Annotated in this window: 26 protein-coding genes; 14 read left to right on the forward strand and 12 right to left on the reverse strand. The window is 71.2% G+C overall.

Annotation, left to right across the window (positions count from 1 at the left end):
- The first annotated feature begins 74 nt into the window (after positions 1-74).
- From QRN89_RS19445 to QRN89_RS19460, 4 genes are all read left to right on the forward strand, one after another.
- Positions 75-1,535, forward strand: a complete 1,461-nt coding sequence (locus tag QRN89_RS19445; protein ID WP_290350685.1) for an aldehyde dehydrogenase family protein — start codon at positions 75-77, stop codon at positions 1,533-1,535.
- 169 nt (positions 1,536-1,704) lie between these two features.
- Entirely contained in the window at positions 1,705-2,256 is a 552-nt protein-coding gene (locus tag QRN89_RS19450; RefSeq protein WP_290350686.1) for a DinB family protein, read from the forward strand.
- 72 nt (positions 2,257-2,328) lie between these two features.
- The gene (locus QRN89_RS19455) at positions 2,329-2,550 is read left to right on the forward strand and encodes a hypothetical protein (RefSeq protein ID WP_290350687.1); all 222 of its coding nucleotides are present in this window, start codon (positions 2,329-2,331) and stop codon (positions 2,548-2,550) included.
- A gap of 73 nt (positions 2,551-2,623) precedes the next feature.
- Positions 2,624-3,265, forward strand: coding sequence for a PadR family transcriptional regulator (locus QRN89_RS19460; RefSeq protein ID WP_290350688.1), 642 nt, complete (start codon positions 2,624-2,626; stop codon positions 3,263-3,265).
- A gap of 118 nt (positions 3,266-3,383) precedes the next feature.
- Here QRN89_RS19460 and gad read toward each other — a convergent pair whose 3' ends face one another.
- From gad to QRN89_RS19475, 3 genes are all read right to left on the reverse strand, one after another.
- Positions 3,384-4,802 carry a glutamate decarboxylase gene (gad, locus tag QRN89_RS19465; protein WP_290350689.1) on the reverse strand — a complete coding sequence of 473 codons (1,419 nt, stop codon included), beginning with the start codon at positions 4,800-4,802 and terminating at the stop codon, positions 3,384-3,386.
- A gap of 13 nt (positions 4,803-4,815) precedes the next feature.
- Positions 4,816-6,045 carry an ion channel protein gene (locus QRN89_RS19470; protein ID WP_290353778.1) on the reverse strand — a complete coding sequence of 410 codons (1,230 nt, stop codon included), beginning with the start codon at positions 6,043-6,045 and terminating at the stop codon, positions 4,816-4,818.
- 109 nt (positions 6,046-6,154) lie between these two features.
- Entirely contained in the window at positions 6,155-6,520 is a 366-nt protein-coding gene (locus QRN89_RS19475; protein ID WP_290350690.1) for a YbjQ family protein, read from the reverse strand.
- Positions 6,521-6,648: 128 nt separating this feature from the next.
- Here QRN89_RS19475 and QRN89_RS19480 point away from each other — a divergent pair, with 128 nt between their 5' ends.
- Entirely contained in the window at positions 6,649-7,338 is a 690-nt protein-coding gene (locus tag QRN89_RS19480; protein WP_290350691.1) for a DedA family protein, read from the forward strand.
- A 283-nt stretch (positions 7,339-7,621) separates the two neighbouring features.
- Here QRN89_RS19480 and QRN89_RS19485 read toward each other — a convergent pair whose 3' ends face one another.
- Together QRN89_RS19485 and QRN89_RS19490 are read right to left on the reverse strand one after the other, a co-directional pair.
- A complete protein-coding gene (locus QRN89_RS19485; protein ID WP_290350692.1) occupies positions 7,622-9,271 on the reverse strand; it encodes a threonine/serine exporter family protein in 1,650 nt (549 codons plus the stop codon).
- A gap of 107 nt (positions 9,272-9,378) precedes the next feature.
- Complete coding sequence (locus QRN89_RS19490) at positions 9,379-9,873, reverse strand: inorganic diphosphatase (protein ID WP_017949744.1); 495 nt, start codon at positions 9,871-9,873, stop codon at positions 9,379-9,381.
- 102 nt (positions 9,874-9,975) lie between these two features.
- On the opposite strand from QRN89_RS19490, the gene dacB reads away from it, so the two are divergent.
- The 6 genes from dacB to folE all read left to right on the forward strand — a co-directional run bounded on the left by dacB (position 9,976) and on the right by folE (position 17,424).
- The gene (dacB, locus tag QRN89_RS19495) at positions 9,976-11,385 is read left to right on the forward strand and encodes a D-alanyl-D-alanine carboxypeptidase/D-alanyl-D-alanine endopeptidase (protein ID WP_290350693.1); all 1,410 of its coding nucleotides are present in this window, start codon (positions 9,976-9,978) and stop codon (positions 11,383-11,385) included.
- Between the two features lie 132 nt (positions 11,386-11,517).
- Positions 11,518-12,645, forward strand: coding sequence for a zinc-dependent metalloprotease (locus QRN89_RS19500; RefSeq protein WP_290350694.1), 1,128 nt, complete (start codon positions 11,518-11,520; stop codon positions 12,643-12,645).
- 194 nt (positions 12,646-12,839) lie between these two features.
- On the forward strand, positions 12,840-13,892 hold the full coding sequence (tilS, locus tag QRN89_RS19505; RefSeq protein WP_290350695.1) for a tRNA lysidine(34) synthetase TilS: 1,053 nt from the start codon (positions 12,840-12,842) through the stop codon (positions 13,890-13,892).
- Between the two features lie 63 nt (positions 13,893-13,955).
- Positions 13,956-14,495 carry a hypoxanthine phosphoribosyltransferase gene (gene hpt / locus QRN89_RS19510; protein ID WP_093660903.1) on the forward strand — a complete coding sequence of 180 codons (540 nt, stop codon included), beginning with the start codon at positions 13,956-13,958 and terminating at the stop codon, positions 14,493-14,495.
- A 181-nt stretch (positions 14,496-14,676) separates the two neighbouring features.
- On the forward strand, positions 14,677-16,701 hold the full coding sequence (ftsH, locus tag QRN89_RS19515) for an ATP-dependent zinc metalloprotease FtsH (protein ID WP_290350696.1): 2,025 nt from the start codon (positions 14,677-14,679) through the stop codon (positions 16,699-16,701).
- 117 nt (positions 16,702-16,818) lie between these two features.
- On the forward strand, positions 16,819-17,424 hold the full coding sequence (gene folE / locus QRN89_RS19520; RefSeq protein WP_290350697.1) for a GTP cyclohydrolase I FolE: 606 nt from the start codon (positions 16,819-16,821) through the stop codon (positions 17,422-17,424).
- A 150-nt stretch (positions 17,425-17,574) separates the two neighbouring features.
- Here the strand turns inward: folE and QRN89_RS19525 are convergent, their stop codons facing one another.
- The 6 genes from QRN89_RS19525 to QRN89_RS19550 form a co-directional block, all read right to left on the reverse strand.
- A complete protein-coding gene (locus QRN89_RS19525; RefSeq protein WP_290350698.1) occupies positions 17,575-18,060 on the reverse strand; it encodes a DUF3180 domain-containing protein in 486 nt (161 codons plus the stop codon).
- Positions 18,061-18,114: 54 nt separating this feature from the next.
- Positions 18,115-18,702, reverse strand: coding sequence for a 2-amino-4-hydroxy-6-hydroxymethyldihydropteridine diphosphokinase (folK, locus tag QRN89_RS19530; RefSeq protein ID WP_290350699.1), 588 nt, complete (start codon positions 18,700-18,702; stop codon positions 18,115-18,117).
- A complete protein-coding gene (gene folB / locus QRN89_RS19535; protein WP_156693033.1) occupies positions 18,699-19,058 on the reverse strand; it encodes a dihydroneopterin aldolase in 360 nt (119 codons plus the stop codon). The genes folK and folB overlap by 4 nt, the downstream gene beginning before the upstream one ends.
- 192 nt (positions 19,059-19,250) lie before the next feature.
- Positions 19,251-19,712, reverse strand: a complete 462-nt coding sequence (locus tag QRN89_RS19540; protein WP_290350700.1) for a nuclear transport factor 2 family protein — start codon at positions 19,710-19,712, stop codon at positions 19,251-19,253.
- A complete protein-coding gene (gene folP / locus QRN89_RS19545) occupies positions 19,709-20,569 on the reverse strand; it encodes a dihydropteroate synthase (RefSeq protein ID WP_290350701.1) in 861 nt (286 codons plus the stop codon). Before folP ends, QRN89_RS19540 begins: the two co-directional genes overlap by 4 nt.
- Before the next feature lie 75 nt (positions 20,570-20,644).
- Positions 20,645-22,483, reverse strand: coding sequence for a phosphatidylglycerol lysyltransferase domain-containing protein (locus QRN89_RS19550; RefSeq protein ID WP_290350702.1), 1,839 nt, complete (start codon positions 22,481-22,483; stop codon positions 20,645-20,647).
- 146 nt (positions 22,484-22,629) lie between these two features.
- Between QRN89_RS19550 and QRN89_RS19555 the strand changes: the two genes are divergently transcribed.
- Positions 22,630-23,742 carry an alpha/beta hydrolase gene (locus tag QRN89_RS19555; protein ID WP_290350703.1) on the forward strand — a complete coding sequence of 371 codons (1,113 nt, stop codon included), beginning with the start codon at positions 22,630-22,632 and terminating at the stop codon, positions 23,740-23,742.
- 79 nt (positions 23,743-23,821) lie between these two features.
- Here QRN89_RS19555 and QRN89_RS19560 read toward each other — a convergent pair whose 3' ends face one another.
- Positions 23,822-24,967 (reverse strand): ABC transporter ATP-binding protein, encoded by a 1,146-nt coding sequence (locus QRN89_RS19560; protein WP_290350704.1) that lies wholly within the window; start codon positions 24,965-24,967, stop codon positions 23,822-23,824.
- Positions 24,968-25,121: 154 nt separating this feature from the next.
- Here QRN89_RS19560 and QRN89_RS19565 point away from each other — a divergent pair, with 154 nt between their 5' ends.
- Together QRN89_RS19565 and QRN89_RS19570 are read left to right on the forward strand one after the other, a co-directional pair.
- Positions 25,122-25,814, forward strand: coding sequence for an ABC transporter permease (locus tag QRN89_RS19565; protein WP_290350705.1), 693 nt, complete (start codon positions 25,122-25,124; stop codon positions 25,812-25,814).
- The gene (locus tag QRN89_RS19570) at positions 25,814-26,482 is read left to right on the forward strand and encodes an ABC transporter permease (RefSeq protein WP_290350706.1); all 669 of its coding nucleotides are present in this window, start codon (positions 25,814-25,816) and stop codon (positions 26,480-26,482) included. The genes QRN89_RS19565 and QRN89_RS19570 overlap by 1 nt, the downstream gene beginning before the upstream one ends.
- Positions 26,483-26,501 lie beyond the last annotated feature (19 nt).

The raw sequence follows: 26,501 nt of genomic DNA on the forward strand, positions 1-26,501 counted from the left end.
CAAGTAGGATGACGCGACATCAGTCCGACTGGTAACTGCACACGCCCCTGCTCCCGCGGCCGGTAAGGGATCCCATGTCCTCCTTCTTCAGCGACCTGGCACTCCAGTACATAGATGGCGAATGGCGCCCGGGCAGCGGTTCCTGGGACATCATCGACTTCAACCCGTACAACGAGGAGAAGCTCGCCTCGATCACCGTCGCCACGGCCGGCGAGGTGGACCAGGCGTACCGCGCCGCGGAGCGCGCGCAGAAGGAGTGGGCGGCCACCAACCCGTACACGCGGCGGTCGGTCTTCGAGCGGGCGCTGAGGATCATCGAGGACCGCGAGGAGGAGATCGCGGAGGCCATCGTCGCCGAACTGGGCGGCACGCGGCTGAAGGCGTCCTTCGAGCTGCACCTCGCCAAGGAGTTCCTGCGCGAGGCGATCCAGCTGTCGCTGCGTCCCGAGGGCCGCATCCTGCCGTCCCCGGTGGACGGCAAGGAGAACCGGGTCTACCGGCTCCCGGTCGGTGTCGTGGGCGTCATCAGCCCGTTCAACTTCCCCTTCCTGCTGTCCGTCAAGTCGGTCGCGCCGGCGCTGGCGCTCGGGAACGCGGTCGTCCTCAAGCCGCACCAGAACACGCCGATCTGCGGAGGTTCGCTGGTCGCCAAGGTCTTCGAGGACGCCGGTCTGCCCGCGGGGCTGCTGAACGTGGTGATCACCGACATCGCGGAGATCGGTGACGCGCTGATAGAGCACCCCGTGCCGAAGGTCATCTCCTTCACCGGCTCCGACCGGGTGGGCCGGCACGTGGCCACCGTCTGCGCGGCCAACTTCAAGCACGCCGTCCTCGAGCTGGGCGGCAACAGCGCCTTCATCGTGCTCGACGACGCCGACATCGACTACGCCGTCGACGCGGCGGTCTTCAGCCGGTACGTGCACCAGGGCCAGGTCTGCATGGCGGCCAACCGCATCCTGGTGGACCGCGGGGTGGAGAAGGAGTTCACCGAGAAGCTCGTCGCCAAGGTCCAGACGCTGAAGGTGGGCGACCCGGCCGACCCCGAGACCCACATCGGCCCCCTGATCAACTCCCTGCAGGCAGAGGCCGTGTCGAGCCTGGTCGAGCAGTCCGTCGAGGCGGGCGCGACCGCTCTGCTGCGCGGCCGGACCGAGGGCAATGTGGTCTCCCCGTCCGTGCTGACGGGCCTCCCTGCCGACTCGCCCGTGCTGTCCCAGGAGATCTTCGGCCCGGTGGTGCTCCTCATCCCGTTCGAGGGCGACGAGGAGGCGGTACGGATCGCCAACGACACCCCCTACGGGCTCAGCGGCGCCGTGCACACCGGCGACATCGAGCGCGGTGTGGCGCTGGCCCAGCGGATCCACACCGGAATGATCCACATCAACGACTCGACCGTGCACGACGAGCCGATCGTGCCCTTCGGCGGCGAGAAGTCGTCCGGCCTCGGACGGCTGAACGGCGAGGCGATGGTCGAGGTCTTCACCACCCAGAAGTGGATCTCCGTGCAGCGGGGCCGCTCGGTCTTCCCCTTCTGAGGTTCCGAGGCCCTTCCCGCGCGGTCCTCCCGGAGTCCGGGGCGAGACGCGGATCCGTCGCTCGACCCGTGTGCTCGAGGACGGAACCTGACCTAAAGGCTCCGTAACGTGAAGGTGTCAGGGGGCCGCGACCGGCGGCCGCACCCGTCCCGACCCGAAGGCGGACATCATGGTCACTCACGTTCCCGCGGAGGCTCCCGGCGACGAGCGCGGAGCTCTGCTGAGCTTCGTCGAGGCCCAGCGCGGCGCGATCCGCAGGTCCGTGCTCGGGCTGACCGAGGAACAGGCGGCGAGCCGCCCCAGTGCGAGCGAGCTGACGCTCTCCGGTCTGCTCAAGCACGTCGCCGAGTGCGAGCTCTCCTGGCTGCGCATGGCGCAGCAGAGGCCGAACGAGAAGCAGCGCGACGAGAACTCGTGGAGCGACGGCTTCCGCCTTCTCGACGGCGAGACCGTCGCCGGCACCCTGGCCTTCTGGGACGGCGTGGCCAAGGAGACCGAGGAGCTCATCCGCTCGGTGCCGAGTCTGGACGACACCTTCCCGCTGCCGGACGCGCCGTGGTTCCCCAAGGAGGGCAGGGTCTCGATGCGCTGGCTGATGCTGCATCTGGTCGAGGAGATCGGCCGGCACGCGGGTCACGCGGACATCCTCCGCGAGTCCCTGGACGGCAAGGGCGCGTTCGACCTCGTCGCGCTGGAGAGCGGGCGGGCCCCGGGCGAGTAGCGGGCGGGCGACGCGACGGGGCGGCGGGCCGCCCCTCGTGCGGGAGGCGGGCCGGTGCCACACCCTTGAACCATGAGCGACGCACCAGGAGTGGCCCCGATCGTCGTCCTTCCCATCCAGCCGGGTGATCCGCCGTTCCGGGTGGTGGAGATCGAGGGGCGCACGGTCGGGATCGCGCACGACATGGTCGACGTGATCAGCATGGCGCACGAGTCCGGCCGGCACGACGTGGATCTGGACGACCCGGCGCTGGTGCGCTGGGTCGGCGGCGGCAAGTACCGGTGGAGGCCCTGAGACCCCGGCCGGGACCTCGTGTGCGCCCTCCCGGACGCGTACCCTAGTCAAAGTTGAATAGGAGGGTACGCGCATGTCAGCGATCCGGCTTCTGGTCCTCGGGGCGGTGCGCCAGCACGGGCGTGCGCACGGCTACCAGGTCCGCAACGACCTGGAGTTCTGGGGCGCGCACGAGTGGTCGAACGCCAAGCCGGGGTCGATCTACCACGCGCTGAAGCAGATGGCGAAGCAGGGCCTGCTCCACGCCCATGAGATCGCGCCCTCCACGGTCGGCGGCCCGCCGCGCACCGAGTACGAGCTCACCGAGAGCGGCACCGAGGAGTACTTCACCCTGCTGCGCGAGGCGTTGACCTCGTACGACCAGAAGATGGACATCCTCTCGGCCGGTATCGGATTCATCGTGGACCTCGACCGCCGGGAGGCGGTGGAACTGCTGCGGGAGCGGGTGCGTGCCCTGGAGGAGTGGCGCTCGTCGGTCACCGAGTACTACACCCCCGAGGAAGGGCCCGAGTCCCTGGGGCACATCGGAGAGATCATGAACTTCTGGGTCCACTCGGCGGACGCCGGCGCGCAGTGGACGCGCGGTCTGATCGAGCGGATCGAGGGCGGGGCGTACACGTTCGCCGGTGAGGGCGAACCCTTCGTGGGAGTCCTCGCGGAGGGACAGGAGAACCCCTATGCGACGGGTGTGCCGCACGAGGGGGATCTTTCGTGATCAGACCGCCTGTGCCGGTGTCCGGTCTCGTCCCGTCGGCGGTGCGTCGCTTCGTGCGGCCGAGCCACTGACGGACCCGGGGTGCGGGTGGGACCGCCGCACCCCCGGCCGGTGCCGCTCAGTGGTGGAAGCTCGTGGCCGCCGCCTTGTCCTGGCTCTGCGGCGCGCTCTGGGCCCGCAGTTCCGGCATGGCCCGCTGCAGGTCCTCCAGCAGCAGCTCGGCGAGGTCCGCCGAGAAGCCGTTGCGGCAGACGAAGCGCAGCACCGAGAGGTCCTCGCGGTGGGGCGGGAAGGTGTACGCCGGAACCAGCCAGCCGGCCTCCCGCAACCGCCGCGAGACGTCGAAGACGTCGTAGTTCTTCACGTCCGGATTCGTCGTGACGGCGAAGACCGGCAACTCGTCGCCCCTGGTGAGCAGGTGGAAGTCGCCCAGGCAGTCGATCTTCTCGGCCAGGCTCCGCGCCACGTCCCGGGTCGTCTGCTGCACCGCCCGGTAGCCGTCGCGGCCGAGCCTGATGAAGGTGTAGTACTGCGCCACCACCTGGGCCCCGGGCCGGGAGAAGTTGAGCGCGAACGTCGGCATGTCGCCGCCGAGGTAGTTGACCCGGAAGACGAGTTCCTCGGGCAGGTTCTCCGGCGAACGCCACAGCACCCACCCCACGCCCGGGTACACGAGTCCGTACTTGTGCCCGGAGGTGTTGATCGAGGCCACCCTCGGCAGCCGGAAGTCCCAGGCCAGGTCCTCGTCCAGGAACGGCGCGATCATCGCTCCGGAGGCCCCGTCCACATGGACCGGGATGTCCAGGCCCGTCCGCTCCTGCAGGGCGTCCAGTGCCGCGCAGACCTCCTGGACGGGCTCGTACGACCCGTCGAAGGTGGATCCGAGCACGGCGACCACGCCGATCGTGTTCTCGTCGCAGAGGTCGGCCGCCGCCTGCGGGTCGAGGTGGAAGCGGTCGCCCTCCATCGGGACCAGCCGGGGCTCCACCTCCCAGAAGTTGCAGAACTTGTCCCAGCAGACCTGCACGTTGACGCCCATGACCAGGTTGGGGCGGGCGCCGGGGTACCGGTCCTTGTTGCGCTGCGCCCAGCGTCGCTTCAGGGCCATGCCCGAGAGCATGCACGCCTCGCTCGAACCGGTCGTGGAGCAGCCCACCGTGGTGGCCGGGTCCGGCGCGTGCCAGAGGTCGGCGAGCATCGCCACGCACCGCCGCTCCAGTTCGGCGGTCCGCGGGTACTCGTCCTTGTCGATCATGTTCTTGTCGCGGCACTCGGCCATCAGCCTTCCGGCCTCCGGCTCCATCCACGTCGTCACGAAGGTGGCCAGGTTGAGCCGTGAGTTCCCGTCGAGCATCAGCTCGTCGTGCACGAACTGGTAGGCGTTCGCGGGCGCCATCGGGCCCTCCGGCAGCCGGTGCTGCGGCGGGGCGAGGGTCATCGACCCCAGTGGATCGGCCGCCCCGTAGAACGGATTGAGCGACAGCCTCCGCCGTTCCTCGCTCTGCTCCGGATGCCTACCGACCTTGTGCAGTGCCATGTCCGATCGCCTTTCAGCGCAGGGGTGTGCCGTCGTCGTGGAGTTGCATCTGAGGCCGCCCCGTCACCAGCAGCCAGGCCGGGAGCAGGGCGATGCACAGCAGCGGGAGCACATGGGGGTCCGCGGCCAGGACCCCCGCGGTGAACAGGCTGAGCCAGCCCTGCCGGGTGATCGCCAGCAGCACCCCGAGGACCGCGCACACCACCGCGACCGTGGGATGCACCTCGGGTACGAGCGCACTCACACCGAGCCCGAGGGCGACGCCCACGAAGATGCTGGGGAAGATCCGCCCGCCCCGGAAGCCGCACGTGGCGGCGATGGTGAGCGCGGCGACTTTGACCACCGTCATCAGCGCGAACTGTCCCGAGGACCAGCCCGACGGGTCCGCCGCCAGCACCTTCACCTCTTCCAGTCCCTTGAACAGGGTCAACTGCCCGCCCAGCGCGCCGAGGAGCCCCAGCACCAGGCCGCCCGCGGAGATCGCCAGTACCGGGTGTCCCAGCTTGCGGAAGACGGCGTGCGCGTACGGGAACGCGTACACGGCCGCCATCCCCACCAGCGCGCCGAGCAAGGAGACGGCGAGCGCGGCCGGCACGTCGCCCCAGCGCGACCCGCTCAGCGCGGGGAGGTCGAGGTCGAAGGTGGGGTGGGCGATCAGCACGGTGGTCAGCGCGCCGGCGCCGCCCGCGATCAGCGGGGCGAACAGCTTGTCCCACAGCGCGCCGGGCGCCGGGCGGGCGGCCAGGGACTCGGTGAGGATCAGCGCCGCCGCCACGGGGGTGCCGAAGAGCGCCCCGACCGTTCCGGCCGCGGCCAGCGCGGCCCAGAGCTCCGCCCCCGAGCCCCGCATGGCCCGGCCGCCCAGCCAGGCGGCCAGCGCGATGTTCGCCGCCGTGATCGGGTTCTCCGGGCCCAGACTGACCCCGCCCGCGAGTCCGAGTACGGCGGTCAGCAGCAGGCTCGGCACCACCGCGGGGGGCATCGGGGGGTCGACGAGCCCGGTCGTGGCGGGCTCCGGGCCGGCGTGCCCGGGCACCTTCCACACCACGAGCCCGACCGCGAGCCCCGTGGCGGTGAGCACGGCGATCATCCACGGCACCGAGTAGCGGCCGATGCCGATCGCGTCGGGCAGGACTTCCCACAGCAGGCCCTTGAGCTGCTGCGAGAGCTCCGTCAGGCCGAGGAGCAGCAGACTCGACGCGACGCCGACGACGATCGCGGGGACGATCAGCGGCAGCAGCACCCGGGCCGGGGTCGCCACCGGGGCGTGGTCGGTCGTCGTCACGGACCTCACGATAACGGCAGAAAACGCCCATACCGCGCGCCATTCGGGGTCGCGCCGCGATACACCGTCAGACGCGCGTGATCACCACTGCCGTGCCGTACGCACACACCTCGGTGCCGACGTCCGCCGCCTCGGAGACGTCGAAGCGGAACATCAGCACCGCGTTCGCGCCCCGTGACCGCGCCTGCTCGATCAGCCGCTCCATGGCCTGGTTGCGGGTCTGCACCAGGGTCTTGGTCAGGCCCTTCAGCTCGCCGCCGATCATCGACTTCAGGCCGGCGCCGATCTGGCTGCCGAGATGCCGTGACCGCACGGTCAGCCCGAAGACCTCACCGATGACCTGCTCCACCCGGAAGCCCGGGACGTCGTTCGTCGTGACGACCAGCACATCGGCGTGCGGACCCTGGCCTCCGCCGAAATCCTCGATTCCCATGGGCACAGCTTCGTGGCCGTCCGTTCCCTCCGCATCCGGAGCGGGGCACTGGAACCGGCCCTCGAACGAATGCGTTGATAGTTTTGGGCGCCACGCCCCTCGACTCACACCACAGGAGCCCGGACCTCGTGAACACCCTTGCGCTCGGACCGAGCTGGCTGGACCCGGACTATCTGATCACGACCTTCGGGCTGATCGGCGTACTCGTCATCGTGTTCGCCGAGTCCGGTCTGCTGATCGGCTTCTTCCTGCCCGGGGACTCCCTGCTGTTCACCACGGGTCTCCTGGTGACGACCGGCGTCATCAAGCAGCCGCTCTGGTTGGTGTGCACGCTCGTCGTGCTCGCCGCGATCATCGGCGACCAGGTGGGCTATCTCTTCGGCCGCAAGGTCGGCCCCGCGCTGTTCAAGCGCCCGGACTCCAAGTTCTTCAAGCAGGAGAACGTGGAGAAGGCGCACGAGTTCTTCGAGAAGTACGGCCCGAAGTCCCTGGTCCTCGCCCGCTTCGTGCCGATCGTGCGGACGTTCACGCCGATCATCGCCGGTGTGAGCCGGATGAACTACCGCTCGTTCATCACGTTCAACATCATCGGCGGTGTCCTGTGGGGCGCCGGCGTGACGCTGCTCGGCGCCGCGCTCGGCAAGGTCGAGTTCGTGCACAAGAACATCGAGGCGATCCTGATCGCCATCGTGCTCATCTCGGTCCTGCCGATCGTGATCGAGTTCATGCGCGCACGCTCCAGGAACAAGAAGGAGGCCGCGGCCGAAGGCGCCGCGGAGGACGGGACCGCCCCGCGCGGCCGCCACGCCAAGCGCTGAGACCCGCTCGACGCCCCCGGCCCGTAGACGGGCCGGGGGCGTCGTCGTGCGCGGGGAACAGGGCCCCGGGACGCCGTGGCCGGCCGGGTCCCACGGCGTTCCCCCGCCCGCGACCCCGGGGCACACCCACCGTGCCGCCGTGCCGGGGCCGCCCGGGGTGCGGGTCCGGACGGGCCCCGGCCCGCGTGCGGGTCCGGACGGGCTCCGGCTCGTGATCGCAGGCTCCGGAGGCCGCGCGGGCCCCACTGGGCAGTCGGAGCCGGCGCGCGGACCCGGTCACGGCCTAGAAGCCTCGGGTTCGCTTGGCCGCGCGGCGCCGGCCTGCGGCCGCCGGGCTGCGCAGGAACATCCGGGCGATCTCGCCTCCCAGGTTCACGCCGATCGCGATGGCCAGCGCCAGCGCCGCGGCCCTCGCCAGCGAGGCGAAGCCCGCGTCGATGTTGTTCTGCGCGATGTGCAGCACACCGAAGTACATGGCACTGCCCGGCAGCAGCGGGCCGATCGCCGCGGTCACGTACGGCAGCGACGAGGTGTGCTGGAAGCGGGCCAGGAGCTGCCCGAACAGACCCACCAGACCGGCTGCCACCGCCGTCGCCAGCACGGCCGAGCCGTCGGCCGTCACCGCGATCGCCGCGTAGATCACCCACGCCACGCCGCCGTTGGCGGCCGCCACCAGGACGGTGGAACGGTCCTGCTGGAGCAGCACCGCGAAGGTCAGGCTCAGCACCATCGAGGCCAGGATCTGCATCACGGGCCGCTCGACGAGGACCAGCGCCCCCTCGGGACTGAGGTTCGCCTCGAACTGCACGCCCACGTACAGGACCGTGAGCACCCCGACGACGATCGCCACGAAGAAGTAGGCGACCTCCAGCAGCCGGGCCGACGCCGTGATGTAGAAGCCCGTCAGACCGTCCTGGACCGCCGCAACCAGAGCCCGCCCGGGGATCAGGGCGAACAGGCCACCGGTGATGACCGCCGAGGGGCTCAGATCGGCGTGCAGGGCGCTGAGCGCCACACCGATCGCGGCGGGCGGCATCGCCGCCACCACGAACTGGTAGAACTCCGGCAGCCCGCGGCCGGCGCACAGCCACGCCAGCCGGTCGCCCAGCATCGCGCCGATCGCCGCCGCCACGAACACCAGCGCGCCGCCGCCCACCAGGACGGAGGCCCCGCCGGCGAGGACGCCCGCAGCGAGCGTCAGGATCCAGCCGGGGTACGGGTGCCGGTTCCGGCGGATCTCCGCCAGGCGCCGGTACGCCTCGTCGAGCCTGATCTCCTGGTCGTCGCCGCTGATGTCGGCGACCAGCTGGTACACGGCCGTCAGCCGGGTGTAGTCCGTGCCCCGGCGGCGCACGGTCCGGTTCGCCGTCACCGGGTCGTCGACGAGCGACGGCTGGTAGGTGATCGACAGCAGCGTGAACGTCACCGTCGGCTCGACGTGGTCGAGGCCGTACGCGTTCGTGATGGCGAGCATCGCCGCCTCGACGTCCTCCGCGCCCTCGCCGCCCGCGAGCAGCAGCTCGCCGATGCGCAGCGTGAGGTCGAGCACGCGCGGCACCGCTGGCCCCGCCTCGTCGTGCCGCTGTACCGGCTCCGGCATCGGCCGCTCGCTCACCGGGATCCGGAGCATCGTGCGCATCCGGTCCTGCCAGGGCACGTCCTTGGACAGCTGGAGCACCGGGAATCCGTGGGCCGGGGTGTAGGCGGGTGGCGACGCCTTCGCCCGGTACGTCGCGGGCGGCGCGAACGCCGAGCCCTCCGGCTCGGCCGGGGCCTCGGTCGTCAGCCCCTCGGGAACGGCGAACTCGGAGGAGGGATGGTCCTCCTCTGGCGGTCCCGGCTGGTCGACACCCTCCGGCGGGGTGAAGGCGCTGCGTGCCTCGTCGGACTGCGGCTTCCGGTCCTCGACTGGACCTTCCGGCTCCGCCACCACGCTCTACCGACTCCTCCCGCTCGCGTACTGCGTGTGTGCGCCCAGTATGCGACGGGCGGCACACCCCTCGTGGGGTGCACCGCCCGGTCGTGCGTACAGGGAATGCGTCAGTGGGCGCCGCCCTGCGCCTCGAGGCGCTTGAAGGAGGCCTCGATCTCGGCCTCGGCCTCGGCGCGGCCGACCCAGTTGGCGCCCTCGACCGACTTGCCCGGCTCGAGGTCCTTGTAGACCTCGAAGAAGTGCTGGATCTCCAGGCGGTCGAACTCCGAGACGTGGTGGATGTCCCGCAGGTGCTCCACACGCGGGTCGGACGCCGGGACGCACAGCAGCTTGTCGTCGCCGCCGGCCTCGTCCGTCATCCGGAACATGCCGATGGCGCGGCACTTGATGAGGCAGCCCGGGAAGGTGGGCTCGTCCAGGATGACCAGGGCGTCGAGCGGGTCGCCGTCCTCGCCCAGGGTGTTCTCGACGAAGCCGTAGTCCGCCGGGTAGCTGGTCGAGGTGAAGAGGCGACGGTCCAGACGGATCCGGCCGGTCTCGTGGTCCACCTCGTACTTGTTCCGCGACCCCTTCGGGATCTCGATGGTGACGTCGAACTCCACGGGTGGTACTCCTCCATGATCAACACATATGTAGGTGACGCGGCTGTCCGCAGTGATTAAGTGTCCCCTACGCAGGTGTGTGATCGCGAAAGGGGCTGGTCAATGGTGCCCGACCGAGGAACGTGGCAGCTCACGGCGGGTGCGGCCGTGGTCGGCCTGGCCTTCGCCGCCGCGGCGGTGACCGCGGCCGGCCCCTGGGACAACGGTCAGCGTAAGGCCGAGCGCACGCACGCCGCCGCTCTCGGCCGCGCAGGTGGCGCAGATCACCAGGGCGCGGGGCAGGGGCGCGAGGCGGCGGAGGCACCCGGCCCCGCGCCTGCGCCGAGCGCCCCCGGCGTACTGGCTGCCGCAAGCGCCCCCAAGGTGCCCTCGGTCGCGCCGGCCGCCCTGGCCGACGTCCTCGCCCCCCTGCTCGACGACCCGGGGCTCGGTCCGCTGCGCACCGCCTCCGTCGTGGACGCCGCCACCGGCAGACAGCTGTACGGACGGGGCGCCGGTACGGCCATGACGCCCGCCTCCACGGTCAAGATCGCCACCGCTGCGGCCGTGCTGTCCGCCACCGGTCCCGCGCACCGCATCCCCACCAGGGTCGTCGCCGCCCCCGACTTCCGGTCGATCACCCTGGTCGGCGGCGGGGACCCCACCCTCGACACGCCCCGGATGCGTGCCCTCGCCGACCGGACCGCGAAGGCCCTGCGCGACCGGGGCGTCACCACAGTCCGCCTCTCCTACGACACCTCGCTCTACAAGGGGCCGGTGATCCACCCCATCGGCGCGGGCAACGACAACATCGCCCCCGTCACCGCCCTCATGATCAACGAGGGGCGCCTCGACGACTCGACGGAGGGCAGCGCACGCCGCAGTCCCGACCCCGCCGGCGACGCCGCCCGCGCCTTCGTCGGGCTGCTCAGCGAACGCGGTGTGAACACCGCGTCGGGGCCCGCCTCCGGCAGGGCCCCCGCCAAGGGGCCCGCCCTCGCCACCACGCACTCCGCGCCGGTCCCGGCCCTCGTCGAGCGGATGCTGACCAACAGCGACAACGACATCGCCGAGGCCCTGGCCCGGCAGACCGCGCTCGCCACCGGCCGCCCGGCGAGCTTCGCCGGGGCGGAGGCCGCGGTGACCGACCGGCTCAAGCGGCTGAAGCTGCCCATGACCGGATCGCGTTTCGCCGACGGCAGCGGACTGAACCGTGCCGACAAGGTCTCGGCGGCCCTCCTCACCACCCTGCTGGTGCGGGCCGCCGACCCCGCCCGCCCGGAGCTCCGCCCCGTCCTCACCGGCCTTCCTGTCGCGGGCTTCACGGGCACGCTCAGCGGCCGCACCGCCGCCGGGTCCGGCGGTCTCGTACGGGCCAAGACCGGCACGCTGAGAGGCGTGGACACCCTCGCCGGAACGGCGCTGTCCGCCGACGGCAGGCTGCTCGCCTTCGCCTTCCTCGCCGGTGACACGCCGTCCGCGGGCGTGGCCCGCCCCGCGCTCGACCGTCTCGCGGCGGCCCTCCTGCCCTGACGGAACCCGCGCTTCCGAGCCGGCGGCGGCCGCGCCCCGGCCCGCCCTTCGCAGCCCGCCCGGGCGCGGCCGCGGGGCCCGGGGGACGCCGACACCTCACCGTGTGCCGGGGTGACAACGTACGGTTGACGCATGACGAGCATCGGTGGTGCCGAGATGGTCGACTGGAACCTCGCGGTCGCGACCGCGATCCGCCTCGTCCGGCCGGGGCCGGACGTCACCCGCGAGGAGGCCCGCGCCGTCGTCGCCGAGCTGCGCCGGCACGCCAAGGCCTCCGAGGAGCACGTCCGCGAGTTCACCCGGATGATCCCCGACGGACACGAGCCGGAGGACACCCCGGTCCTCGTCGTCGACCGGCCGGGCTGGATCCGGGCGAATGTCGCGGGCTTCCGCGAACTGCTGAAGCCCCTTCTCGACAAGATGCAGGAGCGCCGGGCCGGCACCGCCGGCGGAGCCGTGCTCGGGGCCGTCGGCGGCAAGGTGACCGGCGTCGAGCTGGGCATGCTGCTGTCGTTCCTGGCCTCCCGCGTCCTCGGCCAGTACGAGACCTTCGCCCCGCCCACGCGCGAACTGCCCGGGGCACCCGGCAGCGGCGGGAGGCTGCTCCTGGTCGCCCCCAACATCGTCCACGTCGAACGCGAACTCGACGTCGCCCCGCACGACTTCCGGCTGTGGGTGAGTCTCCACGAGGAGACCCACCGCACCCAGTTCACGGCCGTGCCCTGGCTGCGCGACCATCTCGAGGGCGAGATCCAGTCATTTCTCGCCGAGACCGACGTGGACCCCATGACCGTGCTCGAGCGGCTGCGCGAGGCCGCCCAGACGCTCGCCGGCGGCCGTCCCGAAGGCGAGGAGGACGAGGGCCGCTCGCTGGTCGAGATCGTCCAGAGCCCCGCGCAGCGGGAGATCCTCGGCCGGCTCACGGCCGTGATGTCCCTGCTCGAGGGCCACGCGGACTTCGTGATGGACGGCGTGGGCCCGCAGGTCGTGCCGTCCGTGGGCGAGATCCGCGAGAAGTTCCAGCAGCGCCGCGCCCGGGGCGCCTCGCGCCTCGACCTGGCACTGCGCAAGCTCCTCGGCCTGGACGCCAAGCTGCGCCAGTACCGCGACGGCGAGCGCTTCGTACGGGCCGTCGTCGAGGAGGTCGGGACGGAGGGCTTCAACCGGGTCTGGACCTCGCCGAACACGCTGCCCACCAAGGCGGAGATCGCCGCACCCGCGGACTGGATCGCGCGCGTGCACCGGAGGGCGGAACCCTGAAACCCCGCGCGGCCGACGGCACACGGACGCCGCCGTAATCACCCGTCCGAGGGACCGTCGGCAATGGGTAGGCGTGCAATGCTCGGGGAACGGCACGGTTCTGTCACCATCGAGACACTCTCAGTGACGGAATCCCCCCGACCCCCACCCTCCTCCTCACGGAGGCACCCCCGACTCCACGAAGGGCACCGGACATGGGTCCGCATCCTGCGGTCGCGGCGATACGCCTGGCGGTCCGCCGCGTACTCCACGACGTACTCAACGAACTGAACGACATCCCGAGCGCCGCACTCCCCGCCGGCGGGCGCTCCCCCGCCGCACCGGGCCCGGACGGCCGCCCCCTCGTGCTGGTCGCCTGCTCGGGCGGCGCCGACTCCATGGCGCTCGCCTCCGCCCTCGCCTTCGAGGCCCCCAAACTGGCCGTCCGTGCCGGCGCCGTCACCGTCGACCACGGCCTGCAGGCAGGCTCCGATCTCCGCGCCGCCGAAGTCGCCGACCGACTCACCGCCATGGGCCTCGACCCCGTCGAGGCCGTCGCCGTGACCGTCGGACGCGCCGGCGGCCCCGAGGCCGCCGCCCGGGACGCCCGCTACGCCGCCCTCGACGAGGCGGCCGAGCGCCACGGTGCCGCCGCCGTGCTCCTCGGCCACACCCGCGACGACCAGGCGGAGACCGTCCTCCTCGGCCTCGCCCGGGGCTCCGGCATCCGGTCGCTCTCCGGCATGGCGGACGTCACCGGGGCCGGCCGCCGCTACCGGCGCCCCTTCCTCCGGCTCGACCGCCAGACGGCGCGCAAGGCGTGCCTCGTCCAGCACCTGCCCGTCTGGGACGACCCGATGAACGCCGACCCCGCCTACACCCGCTCCCGGCTGCGCCACGAGGGCCTGCCCGCCCTGGAGAAGGCGCTCGGCAAGGGCGTGGTGGAGGCGCTGGCGCGTACCGCCCAACTGTCCCGCGACGACGCCGACGCCCTGGACGCCTGGGCCGCGCAGGCCGACGAGACCGTCCGCGACGACGCCGGACTGCTCGAATGCGCGAAGCTCTACGCACTGCCTCCGGCCGTCCGCCGCCGGGTGCTCCGCCGGGCCCTGGTCGCAGCCGGTTCACCTGCGGGTTCGCTGTTCGCCCGGCACATCGAGGAGGTCGAGCGGCTCATTGTGGGATGGCGGGGGCAGAAGCCCCTGAACCTGCCCGGCCGGGTCGAAGCGCGCCGCCAGGGTGGCAGACTGGTCATTCGGCAAGGCTGAGCCGGCAGCAGGCCGAGCGCCGGGACGCCGAGACAGAAAGCGACGCGGGTGAACGAGAAGGACATGGGCGCCGATCTCAAATCGGTACTCATCACCAAGGAAGAGATCGACGCGAAGCTGGCCGAGCTGGCCGCGAAGATCGACGCGGAGTACGCGGGCAAGGACCTGCTCATCGTCGGAGTCCTCAAGGGCGCCGTGATGGTGATGGCGGACCTGGCGCGTGCGCTGTCCACCCCCGTCACCATGGACTGGATGGCGGTGTCCTCGTACGGCGCGGGCACCCAGTCCTCCGGAGTGGTCCGCATCCTCAAGGACCTGGACACCGACATCAAGGGCAAGCACGTCCTGATCGTCGAGGACATCATCGACTCCGGGCTGACGCTGTCCTGGCTGCTGTCGAACCTGGGCTCGCGCGAGCCCGCCTCGCTCGAGGTGTGCACGCTGCTCCGCAAGCCGGACGCCGCGAAGGTCGCGATCGACGTGAAGTGGATCGGGTTCGACATCCCGAACGAGTTCGTCGTCGGATACGGCCTCGACTACGCCGAGAAGTACCGCAACCTCCCGTTCGTGGGGACCCTCGCGCCCCACGTGTACGGGGGCTGAGGCGCGGACGCGTCCCGGGAACCCCGGCCGCCTTCCCGCCGTTGGAGCATGGGAAGGCGGTCCCGGGTGACAATGCTGGGGTACCGTCCGAAGAACAGTCTTTTACTCAGTCTCACAGCAGCACTCTCAGAGCAGCATTTACCTACGGGCAGGAGGGACGGGGCGACACCGCTCCGTATGGATGGACGTGAAGCGATACTTCCGTGGGCCGGTCATGTGGATCGTGCTGGCCGTCCTCGCCGTGGTCGTGCTGATGCAGGTCGTCGGCTCGTCGGGCGGCTACAAGACGGTGGACACCGCGAAGGTTGTCCAGGCGATCAACAAGAACCAGGTCGAGCAGGCCAAGCTGACCACCGGCGACGAGCAGATCATCAAGATCGAGCTGAAGGACGGCCAGAAGGTCGACGGCAGCGACAAGGTCCAGGCGAGCTACATCGGCGACCAGGGCGTCGAGCTGGCCACGACCCTGCAGCAGAAGTACGACGCGGGTGAGATCGAGAAGGGCTACACGGTCTCGCCCGAGCGGCAGAGCCCGTTCCTCTCGGTGCTCCTCTCGCTGCTGCCCTTCGTGCTCATCGTGGTCGTCTTCCTGTTCCTGATGAACCAGATGCAGGGCGGCGGCTCCCGGGTCATGAACTTCGGGAAGTCCAAGGCCAAGCTCATCACCAAGGACACACCGAAGACCACCTTCTCCGACGTGGCCGGGTCCGACGAGGCCGTCGAGGAGCTCCAGGAGATCAAGGAGTTCCTGCAGGAGCCGGCGAAGTTCCAGGCCGTCGGCGCCAAGATCCCGAAGGGCGTGCTGCTGTACGGCCCGCCCGGTACGGGCAAGACGCTGCTCGCGCGCGCCGTCGCGGGCGAGGCGGGCGTGCCGTTCTACTCGATCTCCGGCTCCGACTTCGTCGAGATGTTCGTCGGTGTCGGTGCCTCCCGGGTCCGTGACCTCTTCGAGCAGGCCAAGGCGAACGCCCCGGCGATCGTCTTCGTCGACGAGATCGACGCGGTGGGCCGCCACCGCGGTGCCGGCCTCGGCGGTGGTCACGACGAGCGCGAGCAGACCCTGAACCAGCTCCTCGTCGAGATGGACGGCTTCGACGTGAAGGGCGGCGTCATCCTGATCGCCGCCACCAACCGGCCGGACATCCTCGACCCGGCGCTGCTCCGCCCGGGCCGTTTCGACCGGCAGATCGCCGTCGACCGCCCGGACATGCAGGGCCGCCTGGAGATCCTCAAGGTGCACCAGAAGGGCAAGCCGGTCGCCCCGGACGTCGACCTCTCGGCCGTCGCCCGCCGCACCCCCGGCTTCACCGGTGCCGATCTGTCGAACGTGCTGAACGAGGCCGCCCTGCTGACGGCCCGCAGCGACAAGAAGCTGATCGACAACCACTTCCTGGACGAGGCCATCGACCGCGTCGTCGCGGGCCCGCAGAAGCGGACCCGGATCATGTCCGACAAGGAGAAGAAGATCACCGCGTACCACGAGGGCGGACATGCCCTGGTCGCGGCGGCCTCCCCGAACTCCGACCCGGTCCACAAGATCACGATCCTGTCCCGCGGCCGGGCCCTCGGCTACACGATGGTGCTCCCGGACGAGGACAAGTACTCGACCACGCGCAACGAGATGCTCGACCAGCTGGCCTACATGCTGGGCGGCCGCGCGGCCGAGGAACTCGTCTTCCACGACCCGACCACGGGCGCGGCGAACGACATCGAGAAGGCCACGGCCACGGCCCGCGCGATGGTCACGCAGTACGGCATGACCGAGCGGCTCGGCGCGATCAAGTTCGGCGGCGACAACACGGAGCCGTTCCTCGGCCGCGAGATGGCGCACCAGCGCGACTACTCGGAAGAGGTCGCCGCGCTGGTCGACGAAGAGGTCAAAAAGCTCATCGAGACCGCGCACAACGAGGCCTGGGAGATCCTGGTCGAGAACCGCGACGTCCTCGACAACCTCGTCCTCGCGCTGCTGGAGAAGGAGACCCTCGGCAAGGAGGAGATCGCCGAGATCTTCGCCCCGATCGTGAAGCGCCCGGCCCGTCCGGCGTGGACCGGCTCCTCGCGCCGCACGCCGTCCACCCGTCCTCCGGTGCTGTCGCCGAAGGAGCTCGCGCTCACCAACGGCGCGAACGGGACCTCGGCCCCGACGGTGACCGATGTCACCAAGGCGCCCAAGGAGGCGGTTCAGGAAGAGCGTCCGGAAGCCTGACCAGGCATGATGCGGCGGTGAAGACCGCCGGACCGGAATGAACGCCGCACTTCCCAGGTTCTAGCCTGGGAAGTGCGGCGTTTTCACGCCAAGGCAGAGCAAGGGAACGAGGCACAGATGACCGACCCGGTGACGCTGGACGGCGAGGGCACGATCGGCGTGTTCGACGAGAAGCGTGCCGAGAACGCCGTACGCGAACTCCTCATCGCAGTCGGCGAGGACCCGGACCGCGAAGGTCTGAAGGAGACCCCGGCGCGGGTGGCACGGGCGTACAAGGAGATATTCGCGGGACTCTGGCAGCAGCCGGAGGACGTGCTCACCACGACGTTCGACCTCGGCCACGACGAGATGGTCCTGGTGAAGGACATCGAACTCGTCAGCTGCTGTGAGCACCACCTGGTGCCCTTCCGGGGCGTTGCCCACGTCGGCTACATCCCGTCGACCACCGGCAAGATCACCGGCCTGTCCAAGCTCGCCCGTCTCGTCGACGTCTTCGCCCGCCGACCCCAGGTGCAGGAGCGTCTGACCACGCAGATCGCCGACTCCCTGATGGAGATCCTGGAGCCGCGCGGGGTCATCGTGGTCATCGAGTGCGAGCACATGTGCATGTCCATGCGCGGCATTCGCAAGCCGGGCGCCAAGACGATCACCTCGGCCGTCCGCGGCCAGCTCCGCGACGTCGCCACGCGCAACGAGGCGATGAGCCTGATCATGGCGCGCTGACCGGCCCCCGGCCCGGGCCGGGCCCCCGCACCTCCGGGCGGTGTGGTCCCGTCGCACACCCCTGTACGACCGAAGCACCCCCGGCCCACGAGGCCGGGGGTGCTTCGTCGTCGTGTCGTCGTCACGGGGCCCCGAGCGGGCCGGACGGCGTCAGCGCGCCGGGACCTGGCCCGTGCCGTCGTCCTCGTCGTCCGGGAGTTTGCAGACCCGCTCCAGGAACAGCCCCGCGGCGATCACCCCGATACCCGCGAGGACCGCGAAGCCCGCGTAGATCGCCTGGTCCCGGCGCGCCGGGACGTCGAGCGAGCCGAGCAGGAAGACCGCCACGCCGCCGTACACACCGCTGACGAGGGCCGCGACCAGCGCGCTCGCCTGGCCGAAGACGACCGCGCGGGCGGCCATGAGCGGCTCGACGCCCTTCGCCCCCGGCCGGCGCTCCCGCTGGGCCCGCAGCCGGGCCCGCAGCGACAGCGCGGTCGCCAGGAGGACCACGGCGATCGCCGCCAGGACGATGGGCGCGGCCAGCGGCACGCTCGGCAGCGTGCCCACCGCGTCCCACAGCCGCGTGCCACCCCAGGACAGCACCCCGGCCACCACGAACAGCCCGGCCAGTACCCCAAGCCGTAGTTGCTTCACCGCACGCCCCTGTGTCCTTCGTCCTGGTGCCGGAGACCCTGAAGAGCGTAACGACTACTCGGGCAGGCGGAGTTCCAGGTCCACGCGCGGCGCCACGCCCGTCCGGCCCACGCCGGACAGCAGCTCCGCGATTCCGCCCAGGCCCGGGAGCTGGGCCTCGGGCTCCACGTCGTGCCACGGGGCGAGGACGAAGGCCCGCTCGTGCGCCCGCGGGTGCGGAAGGGTGAGGAGCGGGTCGTCCGAGACCACGTCCGCGTACGCCACGATGTCGACGTCGATTGTGCGCGGACCCCAGCGCTCCTCGCGCACCCGGTCGAACGCCTCCTCGATCGCCTGGCCTCGCTCCAGCAGGGAACCGGGCGGCAGCGTCGTCTTCACGAGCACCACCGCGTTGAAGTACGGCGGCTGGGTGCCCGGCTCGACGCCCCACGGCTCCGTCTCGTACACGGGGGAGACCGCCTTGACCCGGATGCCGGGGGTGTCCTCCAGCAGGTCGATGGCGCCCTGGATCGTCTCCAGCCGGTTGCCCAGGTTGGACCCGAGCGCGATCACGGCGCGCTTGGGGTTGGACAGGGTGATGTCGGCCGCGTCGACCTGCTCGACGACGGCGGTGGGCACGGGCTGCACGGTGGGGTCGCTCATGCACGGCTCCGGGTGATGGTGATGGTGACGTCGTCGAACGGGACGGTGATCGGGGCGTCGGGCTTGTGCACGACGACCTCGACCTCCTGGACGCCGGCGTGCTTGAGGCACTGCTGGGCGATGCGCTCCGCAAGCGTCTCGATCAGGTCCACCGGCTCCCCCTGGACGACGTCGACGACCTCCTCCGCCACCACTCCGTAGTGGACGGTCTTCGCCAGGTCGTCGTCGGCGGCCGCGGGACGGGTGTCGAGGCCGAGCACCAGGTCCACGATGAAGGTCTGGCCCTCCTCGCGCTCCCGGGGGAAGACGCCGTGGTGCCCGCGGGCCTTCAGGCCGCGCAGCGCGACACGATCCACGCGAATCACTCCTGCTGTCGTAGTCCGGCGCGCACGCGGCCGCGTGCGGGCGGCAGCAGTGCACGGATTCGAATCTACCTGCGGGGTCGGACACGACCTGCCCACGGGGGCCGTGGACGGACCGTCACCGGCTGGTGGCGGCGCCTACCCCGCAGCCGCGGAAACGAACCTCCCACAACCCGGTTTACCCACTCACGGGGTGGAATCGCCGTCCTCTTCGTCGTCCGATTCCGCCAGAACGGGCGAACCGTGATGTGACCAGATTCTCCACCCCTCGGGTGTGCGACGGAACACGTTGGTGGCCACGACCAGCTGCCCGACGAGGGGACCGAGCTCGCCGGCCTCCTCGGCGGGGCCGCCGCTGAGGATGTTCTCGGTGCAGGTCACGACGGCGGTGTCGCCGGAGACGCTCACCCGCACGTCGGTGAGGAAGAACTGGATGTACTCGGTGTTCGCCATGATCAGGGCGTACGAGCGCAGCACCTCGCCGCGCCCCGAGAGCACCGGCCAGCCGGGGTGCACACAGGAGATGTCCTCGGCCTCCCCGCCGTCCAGCCAGAGGCCGGAGACCCCCTCGAAGTCGCCCCGTTCCATGGCCTCGTAGAACGCGGTGTTGGCGGCCTCCACGTTCTCGACGTCGGTACGTGAGGTCACCGGGCTCCCTCGACCGCCCGCGCGACCCGCACGGCGTCCGCCGTGGCCCGCACCTCGTGGACCCGGACCGCCCAGGCGCCCTCGTGGGCGGCGATCGCGGAGATCGCGGCCGTGGCGGCGTCCCGCTCGCGCGCGGGCGGCGGGGCCGCGGCGCCGTCGGCCAGGACGTGGCCGAGGAACCGCTTGCGGGAGGCGGCGACGAGGAGCGGCCGGCCCAGGGTGCGCAGCTCGGCGAGGTGGGCCACCAGCGCGAGGTCGTGCGCCGCCTGCTTGGCGAAGCCGAGGCCCGGGTCGACGATGAGCCGCTCGGCGGCGACACCGCCCGCGACGACGGCGTCCATCCGCTCGCGCAGTTCCGCGACGACCTCGGCGACGACGTCCCCGTACACGGCCCTGCTGTTCATGTCCTCGCTGAAGCCGCGCCAGTGCATGACCACGAAGGGAACCTCCGCCGCGGCGACGGCCGGGATCATCCCCGGGTCGGCGAGACCGCCGGAGACGTCGTTGACGAGGGTGGCGCCGGCCGCGACCGCCCGGGCGGCGACGGAGGCGCGCATGGTGTCGACGGAGACGGTGACGCCCTCGCCGGCCAGCCCCCGCACCACGGGGAGGACGCGCCGCAACTCCTCCTCCTCGTCGACGCGGGAGGCGCCGGGACGGGTGGACTCACCCCCGACGTCCACCAGGTCGGCGCCCTCGGCGACGAGGTCGAGGCCGTGCTTGACGGCGGCCGTGGTGTCGAACCAGCGGCCTCCGTCGGAGAAGGAGTCGGGCGTCACATTCACGACCCCCATGACCGCACAGCGGTCCCACTCCGGCAGGCCCGTGGCCGTGCCCCGTCCGCGCAACGTACTCATACGACCAGCCTAGGCCCGGAAGAGACCCGTCCATGCCGCTGCCGCTCCGGCCGGGTGCCGCTCCGGGCGGTCCCGCTACGCCGCGCGCACCTCGTGCTCCTGCGAGGCGGCCGGACGGATGTGGGCGCAGGGGCGGGGCGCCCTGGCCGTCCCGCGGCGGAACGGACGCGGCACGGCCAGGGTCACGAAGCCCTCCGCCTGCATGGCGGCGAATCCGATCCGGGGCAGGTCGCGGGTCTTGCGGAAGACCACGAAGCGGGGCTCCCAGCGCGGCCGGAACTTGGCGTTGAACTTGTACAGCGACTCGATCTGGAACCAGCGGGAGAGGAAGACGAGCAGCCCCCGCCAGACCCGCAGGACCGGTCCCGCGCCCAGCTGCTCACCGCGGGCGAGCGCCGAGCGGAACATCGCGAAGTTCAGCGAGACCCGGGCGATGCCGAGCTTCGGGGAGGCCTGCAGGGCGGCGACGATCAGCAGCTCGTTCATGCCGGGGTCGGCGGAGCGGTCGCGGCGCATCAGGTCCAGGGACATGCCGTCGGTACCCCACGGCACGAAGTGGAGCACGGCCTTCAGGTCGCCGTACGGGCCCGGCTCGCCGTCGTCGGCCTTGTGCGCGGTGGCGATCACGCTGTCGCCGTCCGAGGGGTCGCCGATCCGGCCGAGGGCCATGGAGAAGCCGCGCTCCGTGTCGGTGCCGCGCCAGTCGTCCGCGGCCCGGCGTATCCGCTCCAGCTCGCCGTCCGAGAGGTCACGGACGCGGCGGACGCGGGTCTCGTAGCCGTTGCGCTCGATGCGTTTCACCATCTGGCGCACGTTCCGCATGGCGCGCCCGGTGAGCGAGAAATCCGGGACGTCCACCACCGCCTCGTCACCCAGCTCCAGGGCGTCGAGTCCGGTTTCACGGGTCCAGACCTGGCCGCCCGTCTCGGAGCACCCCATCACGGCAGGGGTCCAGGAGTGTGCCTTGGCCTCGTCCATGAAGCGCTCGATGGCGCCCGGCCACGCCTCGACGTCGCCGATCGGGTCGCCGCTGGCGAGCATCACTCCGGAGACGACGCGGTAGGTCACGGCGGCCTTGCCGCTGGGGGAGAAGACGACGCCCTTGTCGCGGCGGAGCGCGAAGTGGCCGAGGGAGTCGCGGCCGCCGTGCTTCTCGAGCAGCTCGCGGAGCCTCGCCTCGTCGTCCGTCGTCAGCGTGGCGGCCGGGTGCTCGGGGCGGAACGCCAGGTAGATCGTGGTGACGGCGGTGAGCAGGCCGAGCGCACCGAGCGAGTAGCCGACGGTCCAGTCGACGCCGCTCTCGTAGCCGACCGGCCCTTCGAAGCCGAACAGCCCGAGCAGGACGTGCTCGAGACGGTCGGTGAGGCTGGGGCTGCCGATGACCTTGCCCGGGTGGGCGCTGACGACGACCAGTCCGAGGCCGATCGAACCGGCGCCCATCAGGACGAAGTTGGCGAGTGCCTTCCACCGGCTGCGCGGGTCGGGCAGCGCGGAGAACTCGCTGCGGTGGCGGAGCAGCAGCGCGAGCAGTGCCAGCGACAGCAGGACGCCGATGACCGAGTGGCGGTAGGCGAACTGCGCGGCGGCGCCGGCGGGCAGCAGGATCACCGCGGCTCGCCAGGCGCGCCGCTTGTGCCGCTTGAGGCCGTGCGCGAGGAGCAGCAGCAGGACGCCGGCGCTGAGCGACAGCGCGGCGGCGAACGGGCCGAGGGCGCCGGGGAGCACCTCGGCGAGGGCGTGCATCCGGCTGTGCCGGAAACGCGGGAAGACCCCTGCGGCGATGTCGATCAGACCGATGAAGGTGCAGGCGGTACCGACCAGCGCAGGAACGGATTCGGCGCGCGGGCCGCGGAGGATCCGGCGTACGCGATCCGGAACCAAGCCCGACTTATCCCCATCTATGGTGACAGACATCGCTTCCTGAGGCTCTCGAGAGAGTTCGTGGAGTCCATGGCCGCAGAACGTTCGGCCCGGACAATTTGCGCTCTCTAGGACGGCACTTCCGGGCGGCGGGTTCATTGACTCTCAGGAAATTCTCACGGAAGAAGCTCGATCGCCTCATGGGTCTCACCAGTAACAAGGTTCTGGCGCTGGCCGTTCTGGCCGCCGTGGCTCTCTTCGCCGCGACGATCTGGCTGTGGCCACGGCTCTCCCGTCGCGGCTGGCGCGCGGTCCTCGGCCGGGTCGGGCTGCTCCTGGCGACGCAGCTCGCACTGTTCGCCGCAGTGGGCCTGGCCGCGAACAACTCCTTCCTCTTCTACGGCTCCTGGGCCGATCTCCTCGGCCAGGAGCAGGAGATGGGGGAGGTCGTGGACCACTCCGCGAGCAGCAGGACCGTCAAGGTGGTCGGCAAGCAGAAGCTGGACGTCCCGGGGAGTTCACGGCCGGAGACGGGCGGCCAGATCCAGAAGGTGGTGGTCGTGGGCGAGAGATCGGGGATCGACAGCCCGGCGTACGTGTACCTGCCGCCCGAGTACTTCCAGCCCGCCTACGCGAGGAAGACCTTTCCCGTGACCGTCGTGCTGACCGGCTACCCGGGCACCGCGGAGAACCTGCTCAAGGGCCTCAAGTACCCGAGGACGGCGTTCATGCAGGCCCGGGAGGGACGGATGCAGCCGATGATCCTGGTCATGATGCGGCCGACGGTGGCGCCGCCGAGGGACACAGAGTGCGTCGACGTCCCGGACGGGCCGCAGGCGGAGACGTTCTTCGCGAAGGACCTGCCGGCCGCCGTGTCGGCGACCTACCGGGTCGGCACCGGACCGCGCAGCTGGGGCATCATGGGCAACTCGACGGGAGGGTACTGCGCGCTGAAGATAGCCCTCCACCACCCCGAGCGGTTCGGTGCCGGAGCGGGCCTGTCCGCGTACTACAAGGCCGCGGAGGACCCGACCACCGGTGATCTCTTCCACGGGAACCAGGCCGAGCGCAAGCGCGCGAACCTGCTGTGGAGCCTGGACCACCGGCCGCAGGGTGCCTCGTCGTTCCTGGTGACCACGTCCGAGCAGGGCGAGGGGAACCTCAAGGGGACGCGCGAGTTCATCAGGAAGGTGAAGGCACCCGCACGCGTCTCGTCGATCACGCTGGACAGCGGCGGGCACAACTTCAACACGTGGCGCCGCGAGATCCCGCCGGCGCTGGTGTGGATGAGCGGCCGGCTCGGCGCGGCGTGACGTCCGGCTGACGCGCCTGAGCGCGGTTCCTGGACCTGAGCCGCCTCCCGCACCCGAACCACGGTCCCTCGCCGGGGTCTCAGCCGGAGGGGACCTTGTCGATGTCCACCGTGGTACGGGGGACGTCCTGGGCGTCCGCGTCGATGGAGCGGCGCAGGGCCTCGTGCAGCCGCCCCGGGGTCAGCACCCCGAGGAAGCGGCCCTTCTCCTCCTTGTCGACGACCGCTATCCACCCGGCGTCGTGCTGCAGCATCGTGGAGAACGCCTGCTTCAGGGAGGCGCCGACGGGCAGCCAGGCGTCCATGCGGCGGGCGTGCTCGCGCACGGTGCCGGTACGGCCGGCGTGCTCGGCGGAGATCCATCCGTGCAGATCGCCGCCGGGGTCCAGGACGACGGCCCACGGCGAGTCCAGCGTGCGGGGCAGCGGGTCGTCGAGGCGCACCACGGGCGGCTGCTCGAGATCGCCCTCCTCGACGGGGGTGACCGACAGCCGCTTGAGGCCCCGGTCCGCTCCGACGAAGTCCGCCACGTAGGGGTTGGCCGGTGCCCCCAGCACGGCGGCCGGGGCGCCGAACTGCTCGATCCTGCCCTGCCCGTAGACGGCGATCCGGTCGCCGAGCCGGACGGCCTCCTCGATGTCGTGGGTGACGAAGAGCACCGTCTTGCGGACGGCGGCCTGCAGCCTGAGGAACTCGCTCTGCAGGCGTTCCCGGACGACGGGGTCGACCGCGCCGAACGGCTCGTCCATGAGCAGGACCGGCGGATCGGCCGCCAGGGCCCGGGCCACGCCCACGCGCTGGCGCTGGCCGCCGGAGAGCTGCTCGGGGTAGCGGTCGCCGTACACGCGGGGGTCGAGGCCGACGAGATCGAGGAGTTCGGCGGCGCGCTCGCGGCCCCTGGCGCGCTTCCAGCCCAGGAGATGGGGCACGGTCGCGGTGTTCTCCAGGACCGTCTTGTGCGGGAAGAGGCCCACCTGCTGGATGACGTAGCCGATCCGGCGCCGCAGTTGGACGGGGTCGACGGTGGATATGTCGTCCCCGTCCAGGAATATCCGGCCCTCGGTCGGCTCGATGAGCCGGTTGACCATCTTCATGGTGGTCGTCTTGCCGCAGCCGGACGGACCCACGAGCGTGACGAGTTCACCCGCGGCGACCTCGAAGGAGAGGTCGTCCACAGCGGTCGTGCCGTCCGGGTACCGCTTGGTCACGTGCTCGAATCGGATCATGGTTCCCCATTGTGACGGGTGAGGGCGGGGCCTTGTGTGAAGGCAGTGTTGCCGGAACGCGAAGCTCCTCGGCGATTGTCGGTGGCGGGGGTTAGGGTCGGTTTCCGTTCGGCAACCGGTCGAACAGGCCGGACACGAGGACGGGGGTGGGGCGATGGCGGGCCGGGACTGCCTCGTCACGAACGACTGGATCTGCGGCGAGTACCTGCGCTCCCGCAGCCAGGAGCTGGTCGACGCCACCGTGCAGCACGTCGGGATCACGGTCGCCTCGGTCGCGATCGGTCTCGTGGTGGCCTTTCCGCTGGCGCTGCTCGCGCGGGGCCGGCCCCGGTTCGCCGGGCCCGTGCTCGGGCTGACGACCGTGCTCTACACGATCCCGTCGCTGGCCATGTTCTCGCTGCTGCTGCCGTTCCTCGGCCTCTCGGCCGCCCTGGTGATCGCGGGCCTGGTGCTCTACTCGCTGACGATCCTGGTGCGGAACATGGTCGCGGGGCTGGAGGCGGTCCCCGCGGAGGCCCGAGAGGCCGCCCGCGGCATGGGCTACGGCCCGGCCCGGCTGCTGTGGGAGGTCGAGCTCCCGCTCGCCCTGCCGGCGCTGATGGCGGGCCTGCGGATGGCGACGGTCTCGACGGTCGCGCTCACCACCGTCGGCTCGATCGTCGGCCGCGGCGGCCTGGGCAATCTCATCGAGGACGCGCTGCCCAGCTTCTTCAAGGCGCAGGTGCTGACCGCCTCGCTGCTCTGCGTACTCCTCGCGGTCGCCGCGGATCTGCTGCTGCTGGGTGTGCAGCGGCTGCTCACGCCCTGGACCCGGATACGCGCGGCCGGGACCCGGGGGGCCCACTGATGGACGTACTGGCCGGCACCTGGACATGGCTGACCTCCGGCGCCAACTGGTCCGGGGAGGGCGGAGCCTGGCACCGGCTGGGCGAGCATCTGTACGTCACCGGCGTGGCCATGGTCCTGGCCTGTGCCATCGCCCTGCCCGTCGCGCTGTGGCTGGGACACGTCGGCCGCGGCGGCGCCCTGGCCGTGAACCTGTCGAACGTGGGGCGGGCCGTCCCGGTCTTCGCGGTGCTCGCGCTGTTCATGGTCTCGCCGCTGCGCAGCGCCGGATACGTCCCGACGATCATCGCCCTGGTGCTGTTCGCGGTGCCGCCGCTGCTCACCAACGCCTACGTGGGCATGCGGGAGGTCGACCGGGCGGTCGTCGAGGCCGCGCGGGGCATGGGGATGTCGGGCGGGCAGCTCTTCGTCCGGGTCGAACTGCCTCTGGCGTACCCGATGGTCATGACCGGGCTGCGGTCCGCCGCGGTCCAGGTGGTGGCCACCGCGACGATCGCGGCGATGGTCGGGCAGGGCGGCCTCGGCCGCATCATCACGGCCGGGTTCAACACGTACGACACCCCGCAGGTGGTCGCGGGCGCCCTGCTCGTGGCCGTGCTGGCCCTCCTCGTGGAGGCCGTGCTGGTGGCGGTGGACCGCTTGTTCAGTCCGCTCCGGAAGACCGTGTGACGACTCACTCCCTTGGATG

Origin of the sequence: Streptomyces sp. HUAS CB01 (genome assembly GCF_030406905.1) — a bacterium.
In the GTDB taxonomy this organism is placed as follows: domain Bacteria; phylum Actinomycetota; class Actinomycetes; order Streptomycetales; family Streptomycetaceae; genus Streptomyces; species Streptomyces chengbuensis.

Excerpts from the sequence above, each read along its gene's own strand:
- QRN89_RS19445 (WP_290350685.1), top strand. The coding sequence starts at position 75 with ATGTCCTCCTTCTTCAGCGACCTGGCACTCCAGTACATAGATGGCGAA.
- QRN89_RS19450 (WP_290350686.1), top strand. The coding sequence starts at position 1,705 with ATGGTCACTCACGTTCCCGCGGAGGCTCCCGGCGACGAGCGCGGAGCT.
- QRN89_RS19455 (WP_290350687.1), top strand. The coding sequence starts at position 2,329 with ATGAGCGACGCACCAGGAGTGGCCCCGATCGTCGTCCTTCCCATCCAG.
- QRN89_RS19460 (WP_290350688.1), top strand. The coding sequence starts at position 2,624 with ATGTCAGCGATCCGGCTTCTGGTCCTCGGGGCGGTGCGCCAGCACGGG.
- gad (WP_290350689.1), bottom strand. The coding sequence starts at position 4,802 with ATGGCACTGCACAAGGTCGGTAGGCATCCGGAGCAGAGCGAGGAACGG.
- QRN89_RS19475 (WP_290350690.1), bottom strand. The coding sequence starts at position 6,520 with ATGGGAATCGAGGATTTCGGCGGAGGCCAGGGTCCGCACGCCGATGTG.
- dacB (WP_290350693.1), top strand. The coding sequence starts at position 9,976 with ATGGTGCCCGACCGAGGAACGTGGCAGCTCACGGCGGGTGCGGCCGTG.
- QRN89_RS19500 (WP_290350694.1), top strand. The coding sequence starts at position 11,518 with ATGACGAGCATCGGTGGTGCCGAGATGGTCGACTGGAACCTCGCGGTC.
- tilS (WP_290350695.1), top strand. The coding sequence starts at position 12,840 with ATGGGTCCGCATCCTGCGGTCGCGGCGATACGCCTGGCGGTCCGCCGC.
- hpt (WP_093660903.1), top strand. The coding sequence starts at position 13,956 with ATGGGCGCCGATCTCAAATCGGTACTCATCACCAAGGAAGAGATCGAC.
- ftsH (WP_290350696.1), top strand. The coding sequence starts at position 14,677 with ATGGACGTGAAGCGATACTTCCGTGGGCCGGTCATGTGGATCGTGCTG.
- folE (WP_290350697.1), top strand. The coding sequence starts at position 16,819 with ATGACCGACCCGGTGACGCTGGACGGCGAGGGCACGATCGGCGTGTTC.
- folK (WP_290350699.1), bottom strand. The coding sequence starts at position 18,702 with ATGAGCGACCCCACCGTGCAGCCCGTGCCCACCGCCGTCGTCGAGCAG.
- folP (WP_290350701.1), bottom strand. The coding sequence starts at position 20,569 with ATGAGTACGTTGCGCGGACGGGGCACGGCCACGGGCCTGCCGGAGTGG.
- QRN89_RS19550 (WP_290350702.1), bottom strand. The coding sequence starts at position 22,483 with ATGTCTGTCACCATAGATGGGGATAAGTCGGGCTTGGTTCCGGATCGC.
- QRN89_RS19555 (WP_290350703.1), top strand. The coding sequence starts at position 22,630 with ATGGGTCTCACCAGTAACAAGGTTCTGGCGCTGGCCGTTCTGGCCGCC.
- QRN89_RS19560 (WP_290350704.1), bottom strand. The coding sequence starts at position 24,967 with ATGATCCGATTCGAGCACGTGACCAAGCGGTACCCGGACGGCACGACC.
- QRN89_RS19565 (WP_290350705.1), top strand. The coding sequence starts at position 25,122 with ATGGCGGGCCGGGACTGCCTCGTCACGAACGACTGGATCTGCGGCGAG.
- QRN89_RS19570 (WP_290350706.1), top strand. The coding sequence starts at position 25,814 with ATGGACGTACTGGCCGGCACCTGGACATGGCTGACCTCCGGCGCCAAC.